We start from the raw sequence: 19,801 nt of genomic DNA, 5'->3' as shown, positions 1-19,801 counted from the left end.
CTGGCCCGCGGTACAGCTCCTCTTAGCGGGAAGAGGTACCATAGACCAGTGAAGACAGGGTATTCAACAAATCTTCATCCTGATATGGCTTGATTACATAGGCGCTTGCACCCAACTGCATCGCACGCTGCTGGTGTTTGGCAGCTGCGCGCGAGGTCAGAACAACCAGCGGCAGCGAGCGATACTGCTCCTGCGCACGTACCGTTGCAATCAACTCATATCCATCCATACGCGGCATCTCGATATCAAGTAGCACCGCGGCTGGTGTCTCATACGAGATCATTTCCAGCGCCTCGACTCCATCGCGGGCGGTTTGAACCTCCCAGCCGTTCTGCTTCAACATATTACTGACAACACGGCGCACACTGGGGCTATCATCAACAACGAGAATATGTCGACCGCGGTCGGCTGCCGCAGGAGACGCTGGTGACGGTCGCATTGCAGCCGTCGTTGGACGTCCTGCAGTATCGACATATTGCCGCATGGCGCCCTGCTGATTGCCCGTAATATTTGCGACCAACTTGGTACGTTCTCGGGTGGAGAGCAGGTCGTTTAGCTCAAGGACCAGCACCACCTGACCATTACCAAGCACGGTTGCACCGGCCACCCCATGCACATTGCGCAGATGCGGGCCAAGACTCTTCATCACGATGTCGTAGCGCCCCTTGATCTCATCGACCACAAGTGCTACATGGTGTCCACCGGCGTGAACAATCAGCAACTGCGATTTCTCGTCAAGCTGGCCAATTGGCAGCCCCAGATACTGGGCAAGCATACGAAGTGGATAGTGCTGATCCTGAATCAGGACCGCCGGCTGTTGATCGACCACAGTACGCTTGAAGCTATCCAGACGTCCAATCGCTTCCACCACCAGCGTCGGGATGGCAAACTGCTGTGTCCCGATGCGCACCATCATCGCGTTCTGGATGGCAAGGCTGGTCGGGAACTTCATTGTGAAAGCAGTTCCCTGACCCGGCGTTGTCTCAACCTCAAGCGTTCCACGCAAGCGCGAAACGGCATCGCGAACAACGTCCAGACCAACACCGCGCCCACTCACTTCACTCAATACTTCAGCAGTAGAAAAGCCAGGCTGGAAGATCAGGCTTACCACATCGCTCTCACTCAAAACCTGTTCCGGGCGGATCAGGCCGCGCTCAATCGCGATCTGCCGTACCCGTTCGGGGTCAATACCGTTTCCATCGTCACGGATCGTAATCACAACCTGATTACCTTCGTAACCGGCAGAGAGCTTAATCTGCCCCTTAGGAGACTTGCCTTTTAAGGCACGAATGTCGGGAGCTTCAAGACCATGGTTCACCGCATTCCGCATCAAATGCTCCAGAGGGCCAACAATCTCCTCAAACACCGTACGATCAACCTCAGTCTCGTTGCCTTCCAGATCGAAATCAAAATCTTTTCCCTGCTTCAGTGCGACCACACGCGCGGCGCGGTACAAACGCGGGGTCATGGTGGAGAGAGGGACGAGACGCACCTTCATCAGGCGATCCTGGAACGTCGTGCTCAGGCGATTCTCTCGCGCGAACACGTTTTCACATTCACGGATAATCGCCTCCATTTCGGCACTCAGCGTCGCCATATCCGAGATACTCTCACTGAGACCACGGGTAAGTTGGTGGAATTCGGTATAGCGGTCAAGTTCCAGCTCATCGAAGTCTGCCAGGTGAGCTGGTTCTTGCTGCTCAGTCTTCTCATTCGTTAAGATCAGGCTCTGCTCACCATTATTCGAGACGACCTTCACAGAACGACCACTGGGCAACATAACCGCTTCAAAGCTAGTTCCCAGGCGCTGACCGATATCATTCAAGCGGTTACTGCTGACGCTGGCATCCGCAACCAGACGAGCCAGACGCTGGATACGCTCTTCAAGAACACTACGGTTTACCAGGAGATCACCGAAGAGGTTTACCAGTTCGTCCAGCTTTTGCAGACGGACACGCACATTCAGATCCCGACTCGCAACCTGTCCTTCAGCTTTCGCTCCCCCTTCAACCACGCTGGACACGTGCGGCGCGTTCGGGTGCGCGTTCGGATGCTCGTCTTCCTCATCGATATCCATATCCGGGGCGGGACCAATGGCAGCCACACTATGCTCGCCGAGAAGCTGCGTATAGCGCGCGCGCATCTTCTGTACCAGCCCTTCAGGGTTACTGGCGCCCTCACCACGGCCATTAATCAGCATATCCAGCGCCTCAGTGGTATCCAGGATAATTCCCAGAACCTGCGGCGTAATGGGTGTGGTCCGCTCCATAATGCTATCAAGGAGGTCTTCCGAGATATGGCTGAGATCTGCGATCGGGCGGAAGCCCATCATACCGGCCGCACCTTTCAGCGTATGCGTTGCACGGCGAATCGCCTGAATCAACTCCAGATTCCCGGGGTCTTTTTCCAGAGCAGCAGTTCGAGCACTAATCGTCTGCAAATGCTCCTCTGCTTCCATTCGGAAAATCTCGGCAGCTTCTTCACCAAAGTCGCCCCCCATCGGATTCTGCTTTGCGGGCTCTGGTGGCTGTACTTTGGGGGCCTGGAGATTAGTTGGCACCTGCTGAGTTGAAGTGTTGCCAACGCCAAAGTTCAACGCAATAGCCCCTGCATCATTTTTAGTCAACGATTGGGGCATATCGGAGATGCTCCCCGAATGGGAGATCTGGTTCAAGAATTCCTGACGAACCTGAATCTCGATCTCACTGCGCAGTCGACGCTCCAGTTCACGCAACGCCTCCTGATCCATGGATCCGGCAAACGCGCGAGCTTTCGCGGTCTCCTTCGTCTCAACCTCGCGCAGCGTCTCCTCACGAACGCGGCGTGCAACCTCTTCGATCTGCGATTGTGCCTGCGCCTGCACAGCTTCGATCTCCCGGCGCATCTCCTCTCGAAGCTGGGCCTCAACCTCGGCCCGAATAGCAGCAGGATCGCCCTGACGCTCAAAGGTTACCCGTTGACGCAACTGCGCTTGATCCTGCGAGACCTGCATCTCCCATGGGCTCCATCCTGTCCCTGAGAGCGAGGCAGACGGTTGAGCCGGAACCTGCATCTGAAGGATCTCAGCCTCACAGGTTGCAAGCGACTCCTGGACCTGCTGGATAGTCTCTAGCAATTGAGAGTCCGCCCCCTCAATACGGGCCGCTATCTGTTTGAGTATCTCAAGCACCTTTTTCAGCTTGCTGTTGGACACCCACATGACCGAAAGTGGAAGATACCGCCGCACTTTCTCAGGGCTGTTCCGTAGATTCAATCCCATCGCGCGCCCGGCCCAATCTTCCATGCGTTCTAACGCATCCTTCGAGCCATCCAGGAAACTCCGGAACTCAGTTCGCTGATCCTCAACCACCGAGATCGCAGAACGAACCTGCGATACCAGATCCTTGAGCGTGACAAGCTGATTCTCCAGGGTCTGGATATCATTGCGCACGGTATGATATGCCTGCGGTAACTGAGGCTCCTGTGGTACAGGAAGTGGCGGCTGCGGGCTCGGCTGAGGAGTGGCAGCCAGAGAAGAAAAAATATCATATCCCTGCTGCTGTCCCGATGCATTATGCTGCGTCTGCGGCTCGTGAAACCCGGAAGAAGTCAGCAAAGAGAAAGCATCCTGAGAAGCAGGTTTCTGAACTTCAGGGACCTCACCAATGGAGGAGGAAGATATCAAAGCTTCAAGAGCACTGGAAGAAGACAGTTGAGACGACGAGGACTCATTCCAGTCGTTCGATTGTGGCGCCGGCTCAGGCTCTTCACCAGGTGGAACAAGATCTTCAGGCCAGGCGATATCCTCTCCGGCAGACAGCGAAGGCGTGCGGAAGGCCTCTACCATTTCATCCAGAGAAGGCATTGAAGGGGTAGAAGACAGGGCAGGAGAGAACGCATTCTGAGTTTGAGTAAACGCAGAGAAATCAAAGTTCTGAGCAGGAAGAGACGAATAAGGAGCCATCCCTTCTGTTCCAAAGGGAGCAGGAGAGGCAGGAACATCCATCGTCTGAGCCTGTGGTGTCGCCTGAGGGGGATTGCCTCCCTCAGCCGCATCCATCATAGCTCGATACTGCGCGTAATCCTCATCATCTTCAGCAACAATCGCCTCTTCGTTCACACCGCTACGGATGCCTTCAACGAGTCGGTATAAACGACCCAACGAGCGACGCAAAAGACCCAAAGTAGGCTCATCTAAAGATGCTAAACCATCCAGAGCATCGCCCAAAATGTCTTCCATGCCATGAGCCACATGAGCCAGACCAGGGAAATCCATCATGGAAGCGGAACCGCCAATCGTATGAGTACGACGGTACGTTTCCTCAAGAGCATCCATGTCGCCGGGTGACTGTGCCAGACGCTCAAGGTTTGCCTCGATTTCCGGCAAATAACTATTCACCTCTTCGATAAACGAATCGAGGATTGATAGTTTATCAAACGTATTCGACATGTTGCGCAAACCCACTTAACTAACATTTGTGTTCTGAGCAAGTAGCGGCTTCCTTCATCCTTCAATAACGCCCATGACCTTACCCTTGAAAAAGGTTCAAGCTGTACCCCATTTACATGTTTGCTAAATGGGGTACAGTATACCAGAGTGAGAACAAGCATTATGTCAGGAACGTTTCGGCACTAGCTTGCTACTTTATCCGAAACAACCCATCCCATAAAAAGCTTAGAAGGGTTTTTGATCCTGGTTAAAAGAGAACTGGTCTGGATTCTGCTGCGGTCCTCCCTGCTGCCGCTGACGTGAGGCAGGATTACCAGCCTGTCCCGGTTGTGCAGTCGGCAAGAGGCCAGAGTTTGAAAAGGCATTTGGCGTGCTGCCAGGATTCGGAAAAGCGAACTGATTCTGATTCCCGATACCCGACATGGACCCCTGGAAATTCCCGAAGCCCTGCTGCTGACCATCAAAGCCATTCAAGTCGGCAAAATCCTGCTGCCCGAAAGGCTGACTTGAGAAGCCAGAATTGGAGGGCGAGAACTGATTTGGCATCCCCGGGAGACCAGAGAACGATTGAGGACCACCAAAACCCGCCTGATTCCCAAACTCGGGCTGACTATCGAAACCGAACTGTCCAGAACGCGACCCGAGCGCCAGCAGAGACTCATTGTCTTCAGGCTCAGGCAGCGGCGGGAAGTTACCCGAAAAGCCCTGTTGCCAATCCCCACCATCCGGGCTGGAGATAAAGGGCGCCGAACCAAACTGACCGTTGTTCTCATCGGACAGCTCACTCACAGAGGTCATGTTCGGGAACGAGCCAGAGATATCATTGGTGACCCGTTCGGGCAGGCGGAAGGTAGACACCGAGGCGCGCAACTGTTCGGCCAGCTCGGCCAGATAGCTTACACTGACAGCGGCTTCCTGCGTGCTGGCGTCGGTCTGACGAGTAATCTCCGAGATACGAGCCATTGCCACAGCCACAGCCTCAGAAACGCTTGCCTGCTCATTTGCAGAGCGAGCAATGCTTTCGATCATCTGAGCCTGTCGTTCCACATCAGCGTAGATAGAGTTCAATGCATTTTGTACATTGTCAGCAAGCTGTGATCCTTTTACCACCTCTTGCGTGCTATCTTCCATTGCCACAACAGCTTCATACGTATCACCCTGAATACTCTTCACCAGATTGGTGATACGCTTCGTTGACTCGGTCGAGCGTTCAGCCAGCAGACGGATTTCATCGGCAACGACTGCAAAACCACGACCGTGCTCACCAGCCATAGCAGACTGAATCGCAGCGTTCAAAGCCAGCAAGTTCGTCTGGTCAGCGATGTCAGCAATAATACGAACGATTTCACCGATTTCGTTTGAACGTTCACCCAGGCGCTTAATCTTTTTCGCAGTCTCCTGCACGTTCTCACGAATCAGCTTCATACCTTCAAGCGTCTGGCCCACGGCTTGCTGACCGGCAGCGGCATTTTTCAACGCTTGCTGTGCCACATCAGCACTCATCTGAGCGTTACGCGCAACGTTCTGGATGAAGTTCGCCAGAGCTTCAACGGATTCGGTCGTCTGCGAGATCTGTTGCACCTGAGCTTCAGAGGCCTGGGTCTGCTCCTGAGAGCGATCAAGAATACGCCGGGTGGCGTTTGTCACCTGAACAGCGGTTGACTGCACGCGCCCCACGACCTTTGCCAACTCCTCAATCATGTAGTTAAAGGAGTCAGCAAGAACACCCAGGGTGTCAGGTGTCACCTCAGCCTGCACCCGTAGGTCACCATCACCCACCGCACTGACTTCTTGCAACAGTTTTTCAATTTGCGCTTGCAGAGCAGCCGCATCACCGCTGCCACCGAGAGTATTATTCGCATTATTCCCTTGATTTTCCAGCAGCGAATTGAGCGAAAGCGCAAGTACAGCAAAATCGTCGTCGCCATCAACCGATGCGCGCACATTGCGATCGCCAGCCGCGTAGTCGCGACAGACCTCAATGAGGCTCTGCACTCGGCCCAGGACTTTCGTTCTCACCATCATATTGGTGATGAGGACGCCACCAGCCGCCACTGCCGCCACCACGACCAGGATAATAATAAAGGTCGTAGCCTGCGCGAGCAGTGCCGGGAAGAGTGTAAGCGCGAGAAGCGCAACAATGGCAAGGGCAACGATTGGGATAAGGGCAGAACACACCAAACCCACCTGCATAATCGCATCAATGGTCATTCCACCTTTATTGCGATCAGGATTCATCCGCCAGACCTCCTGTTGAACTGAATTCATTGTCAAGCTGGACACCCATAAGTTTATTCTTCTACATAGTTTTAACTAATGGCCTGATAGCGCTGCATTTTTTCGGAGAAAAGAAGTCGTGCCACATCTAATAAAATCAGCATACGATTAGAGAGCAACGCACACCCAGCAGCAAAGGGGACAGCCCAGTGAGGGATAGTAGCCTGACGTATATTTCCAGCAGTGATTGCAGCGGCAGGAACTGGTAACATCTCGCTGACAGCATCTACCACGAAGCAAATGACCATCTCATTACACTGCAATGATAACAGGCGAGTGCGAGGGGTATAAGCCACCTGTTCCAGCCCAAGAAACATACGTAGATCAACCACCGACACGATAGCTCCACGCAAGTTCATAACACCACGAACCCAGGGAACCACATTAGGAACAGGAGTCAGATCACCAAGACGCTCAACTCCCTGCACGTGCTCCGCTTTGACAGCATACTCGCGCTCTGCCAGCGTAAACACCAGATACTGCTCACCGACAACAGCCGGTTCAGCGCCTTCAGCCACATCTTGCTTTCCCTGCAAGTGGGAGAGAGAGGACAAGCGAGCCTGGAGTTGCTGGAAGGCAGCGAGTCTATCACGTTGCAACATCTTCAGATCATCACTGGACACAAAAACACTCCAAAGGGCAAAAGGCGCGTAGACACCTTCAAGCCATATAAAAAATAAGTACCGCTTTCTTTCAAGCGGCGAGGCTGGTAGGTTATACCAGCCGTCGCACGCTAGCAACAAGCTCCTCATCGTTAAAAGGCTTCGTAATATACATATCGGCACCCTGGCGCAATCCCCAGGCTTTATCCAGGGGAGTATTTTTACTGCTGATTAGGATTATCGGAATATGCCGACTCGCCTCATAACTTTTAAGCTTGCGACACAACTGAAAACCATTTTGTTTTGGTAACACTACATCCAGGACAATGCACTGTGGACGTTCTTTAAAAACTTTTTCCACCGCTTCATCTCCGTCTACCGCAGTGACCACCTCAAAGCCACTGTTTCGTAGAGGAGTCGCTATCATTGTCAGTTCTGTCCAACTATCATCCACAACGAGTACTTTTTGCCCAGGCATCCAATTATAACCTTTCCTATACAAGATTTACCAGTGAATTGGGAAATAAAGGCTATTGCACGGAATGCACCTTACTGGTCATCATTCACCGATAAAGTGTACAAGAACGGCACACTAGCCCCGACGGTAGCGCACACGCTGGCGAACTGGTTGCTGCACAGGCATGCGCTCTTGCCAGTTCGCAAGATGCTTTTTCACCGTCTGTACTAATTCCGCAGAATCAAAGGGTTTTGTCAGATATTCCGTAGAACCAGCCAGACGGCCACGCATCTTGTCAAACAAACCGTCCTTCCCACTGAGCATAATAATTGGAATTTGGCGAAACTGCAAGCTTTTTCGTATTATCTGGCAAATATTGTACCCATCCATGCGTGGAAGCTGGATATCCAGCAGAATCAAAGCAGGCATCTCATCGGCTACTGAAGTCAAAGCGCTCAGCCCGTCACTTGCGGTGATGACACGGATGTTCTCTTTTTGCAATGTCATCTGTACAATCTTGCGAACGGTGGGACTATCGTCTACCACCAGTACTGTTGGTTCAGCGGCCATTTTAGATTGTCCTCCTTTGTGTCTCAGGCGACCAGTAATCTCCATCATTCTCTGAGGTTGACCATCCCTGCATCAGATTTAATGATGGTGTATTCGCCCGGCTATCGCGTCCTCGTGCCTTCTGTGTTTTCCGATGAGCACGATAGATCTGATACTGCTGTACCTCGTGGTCAATCTCTGATAAAAAGACCTTCCAGGCAACGTTGATCTGGCGGCCAGTATGGGAGTTTCCTACCTCATCCTGGAGCATTTCAGAGAACACAATGCGTAAAAACGCTGCAAGTCCTAACACCGCTTCCCAATAAAACTCTTCTAGCTGTTCGCCTTTGACCACTTTATTAAGAGTGAGTATATCATTACAATCAAGCTGTCCATTGACAAAGCTTGCTGTCTCTAAAATAGCATATTGCTTCTGAGCCAGGTTCTGCAAATGAGGATAGAAGCGCTGCTCAATATATCTGACCACCTCGGCGGAAGGGACATGACCACGACCGCGCAAAGCCCGTGCATAATGCCCATGATGGCCCAACAGCCCATTGATGCATTCAGCAATAGTCGCGATCAAACCCAGCAGGAGTTGATCAGCGTTAGAGGCGTTGCGATGGCGCGCCAGCATATACTGACTTTTAATGATGATATTTGAAAGATCTTGTTGAAGCTCAGCCTCTAACGCGGTATCCACCACCTCGATCAGTCTGAGTTCAATTAAACGAACCATGATGCGGGCAACCCGGGCCTCAGGCATCAAGAGCGCGAGCGAGACAGCCTGCAAGGGGAACTCCCCATTAGAGAGGCATAGCACATCAATACTTTCCTGACCCAGTCCCAGACTACGCACGTCATTACGCACCTGCGGCTTCCAACGGGCCACGGTGGTACGGGTAAAACCGGTAATGCTTCCCCCTTCCGCCATGATCTCCGCCCATTCGTCTGCCTGACGCAGAGCCTCCAGAAGCACTGAGTCCACGTCAAGCGGTTGCATTCCGGTATCGGCAGGAATAATCTGCAAATAAAAGACAAAACGCCCATTCACCCAACGAAGCGCATGGCTGATCGCCTGGGTGACAAAAAATTCCAGGCGTTGCTGCATTTCCGCCGGACTCATCCACCCTCGCTCTACCAGTAAAGCCAGGGTATGCTGTATATTGCCGCGTGCAGCATCTCGCACCATCTGCGCTTGCGCAGGAGTCAACCTGTTCATCAGGCAGAGCATGCCCAACAGATCGGGCTGAGGAATACCCTCTTCATGCAAGCCAACAATCTTGCCTTTACGCAGCCCGATTGAGAGCGTCTCTGGTCCTGAGGAGACAAATAATTTTCCGGTTTTCTCGCTCAGGGCTAGCATTTTCAAAATGGACTGAAGGCCTAATGTTTGCAGGTCTCCATCCATTATGCGGTCTTGCTGCGGTTCCATTCTATCCCTAGATCCTTAAAAGTGAAGACTAACTTACACATCTCAGAAATTTGCGTATTGCCTGCCTCTTCCCCTCTATGAACTGGCACCTGAACTCTGCATGCATGCCTGTTCAACCATTGTCAGTAATTCTCCCATCCGAAAGGGCTTCTGCACATACAGAACTCCTTTCGTCGGCAAATATCCACTCTCAGCAGGCCGTACTTTCTGCGTCAATGCAGTCATCACGATAAACGAAGGCATCATTTGTACTGTTCCGGCAGCTAAACAGCGCATTATCTGATATCCATTCATCCAGGGCATAATCACATCTGTAATAATACAGTGTGGTTGCCAGTCAAGACATACTTCTAATGCCTCCAGACCCTCGTGAGCCACTACGACATTGTAGCCCAATTTCTCTTCAAGACTCTGCCGAATTGTCTTTGCAACAAAAGCATCATCATCTACAACCAGCACCCGAATCTCATCGGTGCAGCTCCGCACTCCCATCTGTTCACTCTCTGTGGGCGCGATCAGCCGCCCCAATACCTGTACATAACGTTGCAACTGTTTCATCTCGAACGGTTTCTGTAAGAACGCAATCGCCCCCAGTTCTTCCAGCATAACGCGCGACACTGAACCACTTCCCAGGGCGATAAGTAAGGGCAGTTTTCCCCATACAGGCGCTATTCTGGTCCCACTTCCCACACCTCCCACTTTCTGCTCAGCTTTCCCCGCTTCCTGCTTTGAACCGGAAGAGCGAGAGACCATATCCAAATCATACAACAAGATGTCACTCTCTGTATGTATGTTTGTCTCCATGTTCCAGATGTGTTCGGGAGAAACAATAACTGCTTCATATCCCCAACGCACAATATTGGAGACGAGTATCCGATAAAAGCTACTCTCGTTGCCGGTAATACATACGCGCATTGATTTCTTCTGCACCATTCGGATTACCTCTATAACATCCCCCAGATAACACCTCTTTTCAGCTCCGGGCTGCCTCCGCTCGCGAGGGAGTGCCGCACATCCATACCTTTCTGTCCATGCAGTCCCCTCAGGGGATTCTCTGCCCTTCAGTGTATAGAACATTCTCCGAGTTTGCAATGAAAATATTCCCTTTTGACATAAAAATTCTATTAAATATTTTCTCTCTTCATAGGAGAACGGAATACATATCCTACGCCAGGTTCAGTTATAATATAGCGTGGCCGCGACGGCTCCTCTTCTACTTTCAGCCGCAACTGCCGAACATAGACACGTAAATAGTCCGCTTCATCGCCATACTCTGGCCCCCAGACCGAGCGCAACAACTGTCGATGGGTCAGAACTCTCCCTGAATGCTGCATCAGGTAGCGCAATAACTCGAACTCAGTCGGTGTTAAGCGTACATCCTGCCCACCCACCCGCACCTGACGCCGCACCACATCCATATAAATATATTTGTCTTCACTGACCAGCAGTTCTGGTTCTTCTTCCTCTTCGGTCTCTGTGGTCTGGGCCCGGCGTAAACAGGCTCGCACCCGCGCCATCAGTTCGTTATTGCCAAATGGCTTGGTCAGATAATCATCCGCTCCCAGATCCAGCGCCCTTACCTTCTCCTTCTCATCGATCAGCGCCGACACAACGATAATCGGGGTTTTCCCCTGCTTGCGCACTGCGACGCACACATCCAGCCCGCTGACCGGACCCGGCATACAGAGATCCAGCAGGATGAGATCCGGCTGATGAAGGCGTACTATCTCTAATGCTTGCTCTCCATTGTAGGCTGCAAGTACCTCATAGCCACTTGCATGCAACGACTTCCGTAGAATACGCTGGATTGGCAATTCATCATCAACAATGAGTATACGTTTCCCCTTCGGCCTCATTAGCTCCTTCCCCTTACATAATCAAGGTGTTGCGGTATCAGCATTCTCTGCCTGTCTACCTTTTCTCAACAGGTGTATCTCCCTTTTCAAGGAGAGGAAGAGTAAAGACAAAACAGGCTCCCTTGCCCCCTTTGCCATCCTCATCAACCCTGTTTGGCTCAACCCAGATATGACCGCCATGAGCTTCTACTATACCTTTGCAGATAGCTAAACTGAGCCCATTACCATAGGAGCGAGAGCTATAAAATGAAGTAAAGATACGCTCACGTTCATAGCCATGCGCAGGGATCTCGCTTCCAAGATCAACCACGCGTACCTCTAATTCATTTTCCCTGACCGCCATACTGACCGTGATTTCCTCATCCTCGGGTATATGTCGCGCCGCATTCTCAATCAGATTATAGAAAACACGCTCAAGTTGTACATGATCTACATATATCAGTGGCACCGATGGGACAATTTCTTCCTTTACATTCCTCTCCCCCAGAATACGCCCTAATTTACTTAACGCACCATGTAGCACTTCAGCAACATCACACCATTCTCTCGCCAGTACAAGCGCTCCCATCTCAATACGAGACAATTCTACCAGCGCGTTAACCAGTGCCGTCAGATGGTCTGTCTCCGTCTCGATATCCTCAAGGATCATGCGCTTGTCTTCTTCATCCCATTCCACCCCCTCCTGCAAGAGCCCGGAGACCGCCGCCTTGATCGTGGTCAGTGGCGTGCGCAGATCGTGCGAGACCGAGGTCAGCAGGGCTGAACGATGCTTTTCTTCCCGCACTTCTTCGGTAATATCGTGTACCTGTAGGACATGCGCAACCAGTAAGCCATCATGGTTTGGCAGCGGGTGCCGCGTAAAGCGATAATAGCGATCACCCGGAAAGATTTCGGAAAGAGGAGTTCTATGACATCCTTCTCCAACCTGCTCCTTTTCCGAGACCGGTGCAGGCGCCAGAATACAGCGGATCTCCTGCCGGCTGTTGCCTTCCTGCCCGAAGTCATGCAAGTAGCGCAAAACTTCCGCACGATTTCGCATGCGAGGAATAAGTTTTACAAAGACGCTTTCAAGCGAGGCTGCCTCTGGCTCACGCGAAAGAATCGTTGATGAGTTATATAAACGTGACATCCCCTCAATTCGAGTCTCACAGAGCGCCTCGGCCTCCGGGTTCATGTAGGTACAGCGTCCCTCAAGATCGATCACCAGCCAGGCATCATTAATGCCATTTGACTTGATCATCAATGGGGTCAGTTCACCCACCATGCCGGTCCCTACCAGTGCTGCTTCAGCCGCCCTGGTCAACAGAGCAACTGTGTTCGGCACGTCGTCCCTGGGTTCGGGTTCCTCACCATCCGCCAGTGGCTGTAGTTCGAGGTCTTCTGGCAGCACCTCAATGGGCACGCTCTCCAGCTTTGCCTCTTCATCAATCCTACGATCCGCCAGTTCTGCGAACATGGCAGCCTCAAGCGTCTGTTCCCTGAGCGTCAATAGATGGTCGCTGACGAACCGCAACAGACTACTGAATTTAATACCGAACGTACGCTTTGTCTCTTTGTGGATCTGTTCCAGTAATCTGAGTTCTTCTCGCAGCACTTCCCCGTCATCTTGAGCGACCAGGCGCTGCTGCTGTGCACGCTCCAGCTTCTCTATTGCTCGCTGGAAACGACTGCGTCGGTGAGCAGAATCCAGCAAGAGACCGTTATGAATGGCAAAGGAAGCCTGCCCGGCAAAAAGCGCAAGAATATCGGCTTTCAGCGGCGTAAAGCCCCCCGTCTCAGGCGAACAGAGCAGAAGAGCGCCAAACACCATATTCCCGGTGTGCAGCGGATAGCTCAAAACCGAGTGAATACCGAGGCGACTGGCAAAAAAACGACTGGCCGGAAACTCCTCATCTACCGCGATGTCGTTTGAGACAACCGAGTTGCCCGCGTGAATGGTGCGACTGATAATGCAGCCATCACGCACTGGTAACGTTTCCTGAAAGACCTGTTCCAGTTCCTCAGCATCTCCCTGAAACCCAGCATGTGCTGCAAAGCTCAAACAGTTTCGCCGCCGATCCACAATCACAATGGCAGAAGCCACATTCAGGGCATGCGCAATACCCCTGACGATACGATGTAAAATAGTCGGGATATCCAGCTTCGATGTCAGGGCATTGGTGACAGCCTTTAGCGCCTCACGCTGGCGATTCTGAAGCTCGGCACTTCCTCCTAGCTGAGCACTCTCAATCGCTGCCGCTAGAACCCGAGCGACTGCATTCACCAGACGCTGCAAGGTCTGATCCGCGTAAACCCCGGAATCAACGCTTCCAAGCTCTAATGTACCGAGCACTCGATCCTCGACTACCAGCGGTGCGATCAAGGTCGAGTGAAGCTGAGGGTACGAGCTCAAGGCATCCCCACACACTGCGGGCGCCCCATCCAGCCCCTCCGGGTAGTCATTGACCAGGAGAATAGGCGCCTTCAGCATTCGCTCAACCATCGAGCCGGATAGAGGATGCTGGCGGTGCTCTGTTACCCATTTTCCTTTTTCACGACGACAAATCACTGCCCGAATCGCCTTGCGATCATGACGCAGCAAGACAACACCGAACACGTCAAAGGGTAATGTTAGCTCTAATTCTGCAACCAACAGGCTATAATCCGACTTTGCACCGCGTACGGTGTTCATGATTCGCGCAACACGCTCAACGATAGCAGATTCATCTACTGGCGATGCGTCTGTTTTTGCTTCCATTGCTTCCATGCCAGTCCTACCCGATACATATGTCTAAACGCCCTCAACTCAGCCTCCCTTGATTGTGACTGTCCAGAAAATCATCAGTCACTCTCTGCACAAAAGCAGAAAAAGAATTGGCACCGAGCAGGACTGAAGATATACATATTTCTACAGTAAAAGCTGAAAAGCATTCTCCTGTTCTTTTTTCTGCATTCAGGAGAACAATTTTCTCTGTCTGATGTTTCTTATCTCAGAACACGCACAACAAGCAAGTTACATGTACGCGACATGTACGATACGAATTACAACATACATCTCGCACATCGCAACAAAGTATACCATACAGATGCATGCCGTCGTCAATAACTCAGCCATCAATAGGGAGAGAGAGAAAGATCTCCCATCAGTGTAACACATCTTTCACACCTTTCGCCCTGTCTTTCCACCTCAAAAACACTGAATCTTTTTTCATACAGACAAAAGGATTTGAGCACTGGGATGATTTTTCTTTCACTTTTCTCCTTATCTCATACTACATGGTATCTTTTGTTACAATTTTTCAATTCTCTTTATCACTATACCTTCTTTCTTCTCTTTTTCGCATTTCAGATGGTACTCAAGAAGAATCTCTATGACATTTTGGCCTCCTACAGCGTACATGTTAGAGCACAGATATGCCTTGCTCTATTTGCACCATCAAGGCAGAACAACGTAATATAAAGGCACATCTCCAACGGTTGAAAGGATTTAAATGAGCACCATGCCACACCTGAGTATTGGCCCGATTCTACGCGCTATTGACTCCTCTCACGCTCTCCTCTGGGCAGAACTTTCAGAGCCCTGTATTGTTACCGTCATTGCCCAAAAAGAAGGAGCCTCGGCGCTTGAACGTGTCACCGCGTATGCGCATACCATTCGCGTCGGGAATCACTACTTTGCTGCGGTTCTGCTACAGGGGTTGGAACCGGCAAGCTGGTATAGATATACCATGCTCACCTCAACAGAAGCGGACGGAACCTTAATCCCTCTCCCAACCGAGCAACTTCACTACCTCCGCACCTTGCCCGCTTCGACATCTGCCCATCAGCTCCGCTTTGTGTACGGCTCCTGTCGGCAGTTCCATCCACAACATACTGATCCTTTGAGCCTGTTCGGAAATTGGCTCCAGGCCCATGCCACCGACAAAGAGCAGCATTGGCCACATCTCCTGCTCCTGATTGGCGACCAGATTTATGCAGATAGGCCTTCCGCTTCCTTTATTGAACGCTATCCTCAATTTCGCGAGGGAGCTCATACATTCGACGATTTCGCGTTCCTCTATCACTATGCCTGGACCGCGAACGAGGGTATCCGGCAGGTTCTGGCAACCCTGCCAACCTATATGATGTTCGACGATCACGAGATCACCAATAACTGGAATACCTCGCCCACCTGGCGGCAGGAAGCGCTGCAACAAGGTCTGGAACAGACAATTATCGATGGGATGGTAGCCTACTGGGTTTACCAGGGTTGGGGAAATATCCTGCCTCATCTCTATCCACAGCACCCGCTCCTGCGTATTATGCAGGAAGCTGAGCAGAGCGGCACAGATTGTCTGGAAACTTTACGCAATGTTATGCGAGCAGCGATTTATAAAAACTATGAGCTGCCCTGGCACTACACTATTCCAACCTCTCCCACCATTTTCGTCACCAATACCCGGGCTGATCGCACCTCGGTCCTCCAGCCAGAGAGCGACGCACGTTTCGCCCCACTTCAGATTATGGGTCCACAGCAGATGGCAGATCTGGAACAATGGCTGCAAGCTCAGACTCAGACGCCCGCGCTCATAGTTTCCTCGGTTCCGTTGCTTCTGCCACCACTGATCGGCTGGTTTGAATATATGGCGGGCGTACGCGGCTCATCAAACAACTGGTTTAAAAAACAACTTGCACGCTTTGGCCTGTTTCTGGCGAGAAAAGGCGACTTCGATCACTGGCCACTCTACCATGTCACCTGGAACGCGCTACGTCAGCAGCTTGCTCGGAGACAACTGGATACGCTCTGTTTCTCGGGTGATGTCCACTTTTCCTATGCAGCGACAGCACAGGAAAGCAGCGGAGCGCGGCTGCATCAGCTCGTCTGCACGCCAATCCATAACAGTCTTGCCCGCAAGCATCGGCTCATGATTGAAACCCAGTCCTATGTGACCAGAGCCAGCTATGGGCACCTGCGTACACGCATACTCCCGCTTCAGGCCCTTGCTCCCTCGGTCCAACTAAAGCGTCACCTTCTCTATCAGGATACGCTGGCACTTGTTCAGCTCCAGACGGCTCCAGATGGCCGCTATACCCTGACGCAGGAGTATCTCAGCGAGGTCAACGGACACCTTCAGCCAGTAGCCGGTATTCAATTGCCCTGAAGCCGCAGTTTTGAGTCAAGTACCATTTCCACAAATCGACGGGCAACCGCGGGCAATGGCCCCACGCGCCGATAGGTGATGGCAAAGAGAAACTCTTCTACAACATCAACTATCGGCAAAATGGCCAGCCCGTCATCACGCTGCTCAACTGGCACAAAGGCCGCTGTCACCAGCGAGATACCCACTCCATGTCGCACAAGCTGCTTTAACCCTTCAACGGCATCGATCTCGATAATAGGCTGAACCGCAATGCCACGCTGAAGCAGCACACGATCAATAATCCGACGCAGGCGAAAAGTTGAGCGTAACAGCAAGAGCGGCTCAGAGACAATACGCTCTATGGTGATCTCCTCCGCAGGAACACGAGTCAGGGGATGCTGCGCCGGAACAAGCAGTTGCAGCGGCTCCCGAAAGAGCTCCTGCACAACCAGCAGTTCAGGCCGCACCAATGGATCAAAGAGAAAGCCAACGTCGATCTCCCCCTGCTCTACCAACGTGAGGATCTCGTCAGTCAAGGCCACGCGTACGTCAAGATAAATATGCGGGTACTGCTGATGAAAATGAGTCGCCAGCGAATACAGCAACGTCGAAAGCAGCGGCTCGATACATGCGATGCGCAGTGTGCCGCTGAACTCTCCCTGAAGCCGCGCCATTGAAAGCTGGCCCTGTTGAAGCTGTTCGAGCGCCTGCCGTGCATACGCCGCAAACTCATGCCCTGCTGGCGTTAGAAAAATGCGCTTGTTCTTGCGCTCAAAGAGCTCAACCCCGAGTTCCTGTTCCAGCGCTGCGATCTGGCGGCTTAACGCAGATTGAGCGACATAACATAATTCCGCTGCCTTGCGAAAATTCTGGGTCTCTACCGCCGCCAGAAAGTAGGTCAGTTGTCGAATCTCCATGCCATCCCCCACTTGATGCCGCCACGGCATCAATCTTTTCTCAAAGAAGTGTTAGACATATCAACATCTATCTATTATACTTCAGAATGAAGAGAACAACGATCTGATTGCAACAAAGCCGCTGCCTTCAGCATACTTCCCTATATCTTTCTTACACATCTCTTTTTTGTACTGTCTGAAAAACGACATCAATTCTCTGCTGAATACGCGGGAGTACCTATTCTCTATGCTGACAAAAGAACGAACAACTGATTTTCTCGCACATGCAGCCGTAACAATAGAAAGAAATGAAGTCCAGACAGGTTTACGTCCACTTGCCTGGTGGTCTGCTCTGGCTTTCTCCTGTATTATTGGCTTTGCGCGCTTCTCCTATGGCCTGCTTATTCCGACCATTCAGGACTCGCTGCATGGCTCCTATAGCATGCTTGGCCTGATCGGGACAGCGAACTTCGCGGGTTATCTGCTTGGAACACTGGGCCTTCCCTTCCTGCTCATGATGTTCCGTGACCGCATCAAAATGAACTGCATCAGCCTGTTTCTGATGAATGCCACCATTCTGGCGTCTGCCTCCAGCACCGACTTTCTTCAGCTCGGGATCTGGCGCTTTCTGGTCGGCTTCTTCTCAGCGGTCGCGAACCCGCTCACCCTTTCACTGCTGCTTGAGCGGACCCCGCCGGCAAAACAGAGCGATGCTACCGGCTTTATCTGGATCGGAAGCACTTTCGGTATTGTCATCACAGGCCTGATCGCACCGCCCGTCCTGCAACTTGGAAGCGGTTTCTCCTGGCGACTAATGTGGGCCATCATGGGGCTGCTCGGGCTGATCTGCACCTACGGTCTCTATCGCTCGCTACAAGCAAACCGACATCGGCAGCTTGAGGCCTCATCCTCGGCACAGGCGCATATATCGCCGCTCGTCTTGCTGCTTGAAGTTCTCTCTCCACGAAAGCTGCTTTTTCTGATGCTGTCGATGTTCAGCTATGGTTGTGGCTATATCATCTTCACGACCTACTTCATCTCGCTGGTCGTTCAGCAGGGCCTGCCTTCTATTCTGACGGGGATTGTCTGGGGAGCAATGGGCATTTTCGGCATTCTCGGAGGCCTGGTCTGGATCAAATCGCTGCAACGCTGGCCGAACGGTTTTCTGATGGGCATATCAATGCTGATCGGCACGGTGGGCACGCTGATTTCGGCAGCTTCGCACGTCTTCGCTATCGGGATTGGTGCCGCATTAGCGGGGGCAGCACTCTTTATCGGGCCTCCATTGATTTCAACTGTCGTTCAGCGCAATGCGGTTGATCCCGACCATTTCACCGGTAGCCTCAGCTTTATGCTGGCTATCTTTGGTATCGGTCAGCTTATCGGTCCTACGCTTGGCGGTGCTATTGTCGACACCTACGGATTGAGAGCAGGTATCGTGGTTGGTGCTCTGATCCTCGGCTGTGGCGCGCTGAGCTCTTTCCTTCACGGTGTCATCGAACATCGACGCAGATAACCACTCATTTTGCCTGCCTTCACGGCATGGGGAAAGGGGAGAACAACAATGTGCCGGTTGTTTCTCCCCTCCCTTTTTTGTGCGCTACTCTTTGTTGACACTCCCCAGACCCTCGCCGGGGAATGCTTCTTTCAGCCAGCATTCTTGCAAACCACCGCAGCACGACGACCCGCTATCCCAGAAGCGTTTGACGAGGGGAGCTCACCGGTGCCCATCTGCCTGGGGGTACCTCTGTATGAAAAGAAACAGAGCACAGGTAAGCTCCATCATCAAGCAATGCTCACATTCTCTGCTCAGAAAGCGCAGATACACCTTTCATCCACATGGCTCAAGCCAGTGCTTTCCGGTGTGTTTTTATTGACACTCCCCAGACCTGAAGGCCGGGGATTCTTCCTTCATCCAGCCTGCTTGCGCGGCGCCGCAGTGCGACGACGCGTAGCGGCAGGCTGTCCAGAAGCGTTCGACGAGACACCCTCGTCGGTTCCCGTCTGCCCGACGGTACCCTGTAGCGCTTTGTGCAAGATATTTAAGGCGGCATTGTGATCGCGGTCGAGGAGCAGCCCACAGCCAGGACACAGATGCGTACGCACACTCAAGCTCTTCTTGACCCGCTGCCCACAACGAGAACAGTCCTGGGTTGTAAAGGCCGGTTCCACCCCGATCACCGGAACACGATGCAGCGTGC

Annotated in this window: 13 protein-coding genes; 2 read left to right on the top strand and 11 right to left on the bottom strand. The window is 52.2% G+C overall.

Going from position 1 to position 19,801, the window contains the following annotated elements; genetic code table 11:
• Nucleotides 1-22: 22 nt before the first annotated feature.
• The 9 genes from EI42_RS12005 to EI42_RS11965 all read right to left on the bottom strand — a co-directional run bounded on the left by EI42_RS12005 (nt 23) and on the right by EI42_RS11965 (nt 14,342).
• Nucleotides 23-4,429, bottom strand: a complete 4,407-nt coding sequence (locus EI42_RS12005) for a hybrid sensor histidine kinase/response regulator (protein WP_137686228.1) — start codon at nt 4,427-4,429, stop codon at nt 23-25.
• Nucleotides 4,430-4,654: 225 nt separating this feature from the next.
• Complete coding sequence (locus EI42_RS12000; RefSeq protein ID WP_111322193.1) at nt 4,655-6,697, bottom strand: methyl-accepting chemotaxis protein; 2,043 nt, start codon at nt 6,695-6,697, stop codon at nt 4,655-4,657.
• 41 nt (nt 6,698-6,738) lie between these two features.
• Nucleotides 6,739-7,329 (bottom strand): chemotaxis protein CheW, encoded by a 591-nt coding sequence (locus EI42_RS11995; protein WP_170142562.1) that lies wholly within the window; start codon nt 7,327-7,329, stop codon nt 6,739-6,741.
• A gap of 91 nt (nt 7,330-7,420) precedes the next feature.
• Nucleotides 7,421-7,786, bottom strand: coding sequence for a response regulator transcription factor (locus tag EI42_RS11990; RefSeq protein WP_111322189.1), 366 nt, complete (start codon nt 7,784-7,786; stop codon nt 7,421-7,423).
• Nucleotides 7,787-7,900: 114 nt separating this feature from the next.
• Nucleotides 7,901-8,335 carry a response regulator gene (locus tag EI42_RS11985; RefSeq protein ID WP_111322187.1) on the bottom strand — a complete coding sequence of 145 codons (435 nt, stop codon included), beginning with the start codon at nt 8,333-8,335 and terminating at the stop codon, nt 7,901-7,903.
• A gap of 1 nt (nt 8,336) precedes the next feature.
• Nucleotides 8,337-9,749 carry a DUF4388 domain-containing protein gene (locus EI42_RS11980; RefSeq protein WP_111322185.1) on the bottom strand — a complete coding sequence of 471 codons (1,413 nt, stop codon included), beginning with the start codon at nt 9,747-9,749 and terminating at the stop codon, nt 8,337-8,339.
• Between the two features lie 75 nt (nt 9,750-9,824).
• Nucleotides 9,825-10,664 (bottom strand): response regulator, encoded by an 840-nt coding sequence (locus EI42_RS11975; RefSeq protein ID WP_170142561.1) that lies wholly within the window; start codon nt 10,662-10,664, stop codon nt 9,825-9,827.
• 209 nt (nt 10,665-10,873) lie between these two features.
• Nucleotides 10,874-11,605 (bottom strand): response regulator transcription factor, encoded by a 732-nt coding sequence (locus EI42_RS11970; protein WP_111322181.1) that lies wholly within the window; start codon nt 11,603-11,605, stop codon nt 10,874-10,876.
• Between the two features lie 55 nt (nt 11,606-11,660).
• Entirely contained in the window at nt 11,661-14,342 is a 2,682-nt protein-coding gene (locus EI42_RS11965) for a sensor histidine kinase (RefSeq protein ID WP_170142560.1), read from the bottom strand.
• A 733-nt stretch (nt 14,343-15,075) separates the two neighbouring features.
• Here EI42_RS11965 and EI42_RS11960 point away from each other — a divergent pair.
• Nucleotides 15,076-16,725 (top strand): alkaline phosphatase D family protein, encoded by a 1,650-nt coding sequence (locus EI42_RS11960; RefSeq protein ID WP_111322177.1) that lies wholly within the window; start codon nt 15,076-15,078, stop codon nt 16,723-16,725.
• On the opposite strand, the gene EI42_RS11955 is transcribed toward EI42_RS11960, so the two are convergent.
• Nucleotides 16,713-17,621 carry a LysR family transcriptional regulator gene (locus EI42_RS11955; protein ID WP_170142559.1) on the bottom strand — a complete coding sequence of 303 codons (909 nt, stop codon included), beginning with the start codon at nt 17,619-17,621 and terminating at the stop codon, nt 16,713-16,715. The genes EI42_RS11960 and EI42_RS11955 overlap by 13 nt on opposite strands.
• Before the next feature lie 226 nt (nt 17,622-17,847).
• Between EI42_RS11955 and EI42_RS11950 the strand changes: the two genes are divergently transcribed.
• Entirely contained in the window at nt 17,848-19,116 is a 1,269-nt protein-coding gene (locus tag EI42_RS11950) for a YbfB/YjiJ family MFS transporter (protein ID WP_111322174.1), read from the top strand.
• Between the two features lie 395 nt (nt 19,117-19,511).
• Here EI42_RS11950 and EI42_RS11945 read toward each other — a convergent pair.
• On the bottom strand, nt 19,512-19,801 hold a 290-nt coding region (locus EI42_RS11945), incomplete at its 5' end, for a zinc ribbon domain-containing protein (RefSeq protein ID WP_146505360.1).

Source organism: Thermosporothrix hazakensis (genome assembly GCF_003253565.1).
Classification (GTDB): domain Bacteria; phylum Chloroflexota; class Ktedonobacteria; order Ktedonobacterales; family Ktedonobacteraceae; genus Thermosporothrix; species Thermosporothrix hazakensis.
The sequence above is the reverse complement of the archived record's forward strand: the minus strand, read 5'-3'. Positions and strand labels throughout refer to the sequence as shown.

Coding starts and splice junctions, on each gene's coding strand:
- EI42_RS12005 (WP_137686228.1), bottom strand. CDS start 4,429: ATGTCGAATACGTTTGATAAACTATCAATCCTCGATTCGTTTATCGAA.
- EI42_RS12000 (WP_111322193.1), bottom strand. CDS start 6,697: ATGAATTCAGTTCAACAGGAGGTCTGGCGGATGAATCCTGATCGCAAT.
- EI42_RS11990 (WP_111322189.1), bottom strand. CDS start 7,786: ATGCCTGGGCAAAAAGTACTCGTTGTGGATGATAGTTGGACAGAACTG.
- EI42_RS11985 (WP_111322187.1), bottom strand. CDS start 8,335: ATGGCCGCTGAACCAACAGTACTGGTGGTAGACGATAGTCCCACCGTT.
- EI42_RS11980 (WP_111322185.1), bottom strand. CDS start 9,749: ATGGAACCGCAGCAAGACCGCATAATGGATGGAGACCTGCAAACATTA.
- EI42_RS11975 (WP_170142561.1), bottom strand. CDS start 10,664: ATGCGCGTATGTATTACCGGCAACGAGAGTAGCTTTTATCGGATACTC.
- EI42_RS11970 (WP_111322181.1), bottom strand. CDS start 11,605: ATGAGGCCGAAGGGGAAACGTATACTCATTGTTGATGATGAATTGCCA.
- EI42_RS11965 (WP_170142560.1), bottom strand. CDS start 14,342: ATGGAAGCAAAAACAGACGCATCGCCAGTAGATGAATCTGCTATCGTT.
- EI42_RS11960 (WP_111322177.1), top strand. CDS start 15,076: ATGAGCACCATGCCACACCTGAGTATTGGCCCGATTCTACGCGCTATT.
- EI42_RS11955 (WP_170142559.1), bottom strand. CDS start 17,621: ATGGAGATTCGACAACTGACCTACTTTCTGGCGGCGGTAGAGACCCAG.
- EI42_RS11950 (WP_111322174.1), top strand. CDS start 17,848: ATGCTGACAAAAGAACGAACAACTGATTTTCTCGCACATGCAGCCGTA.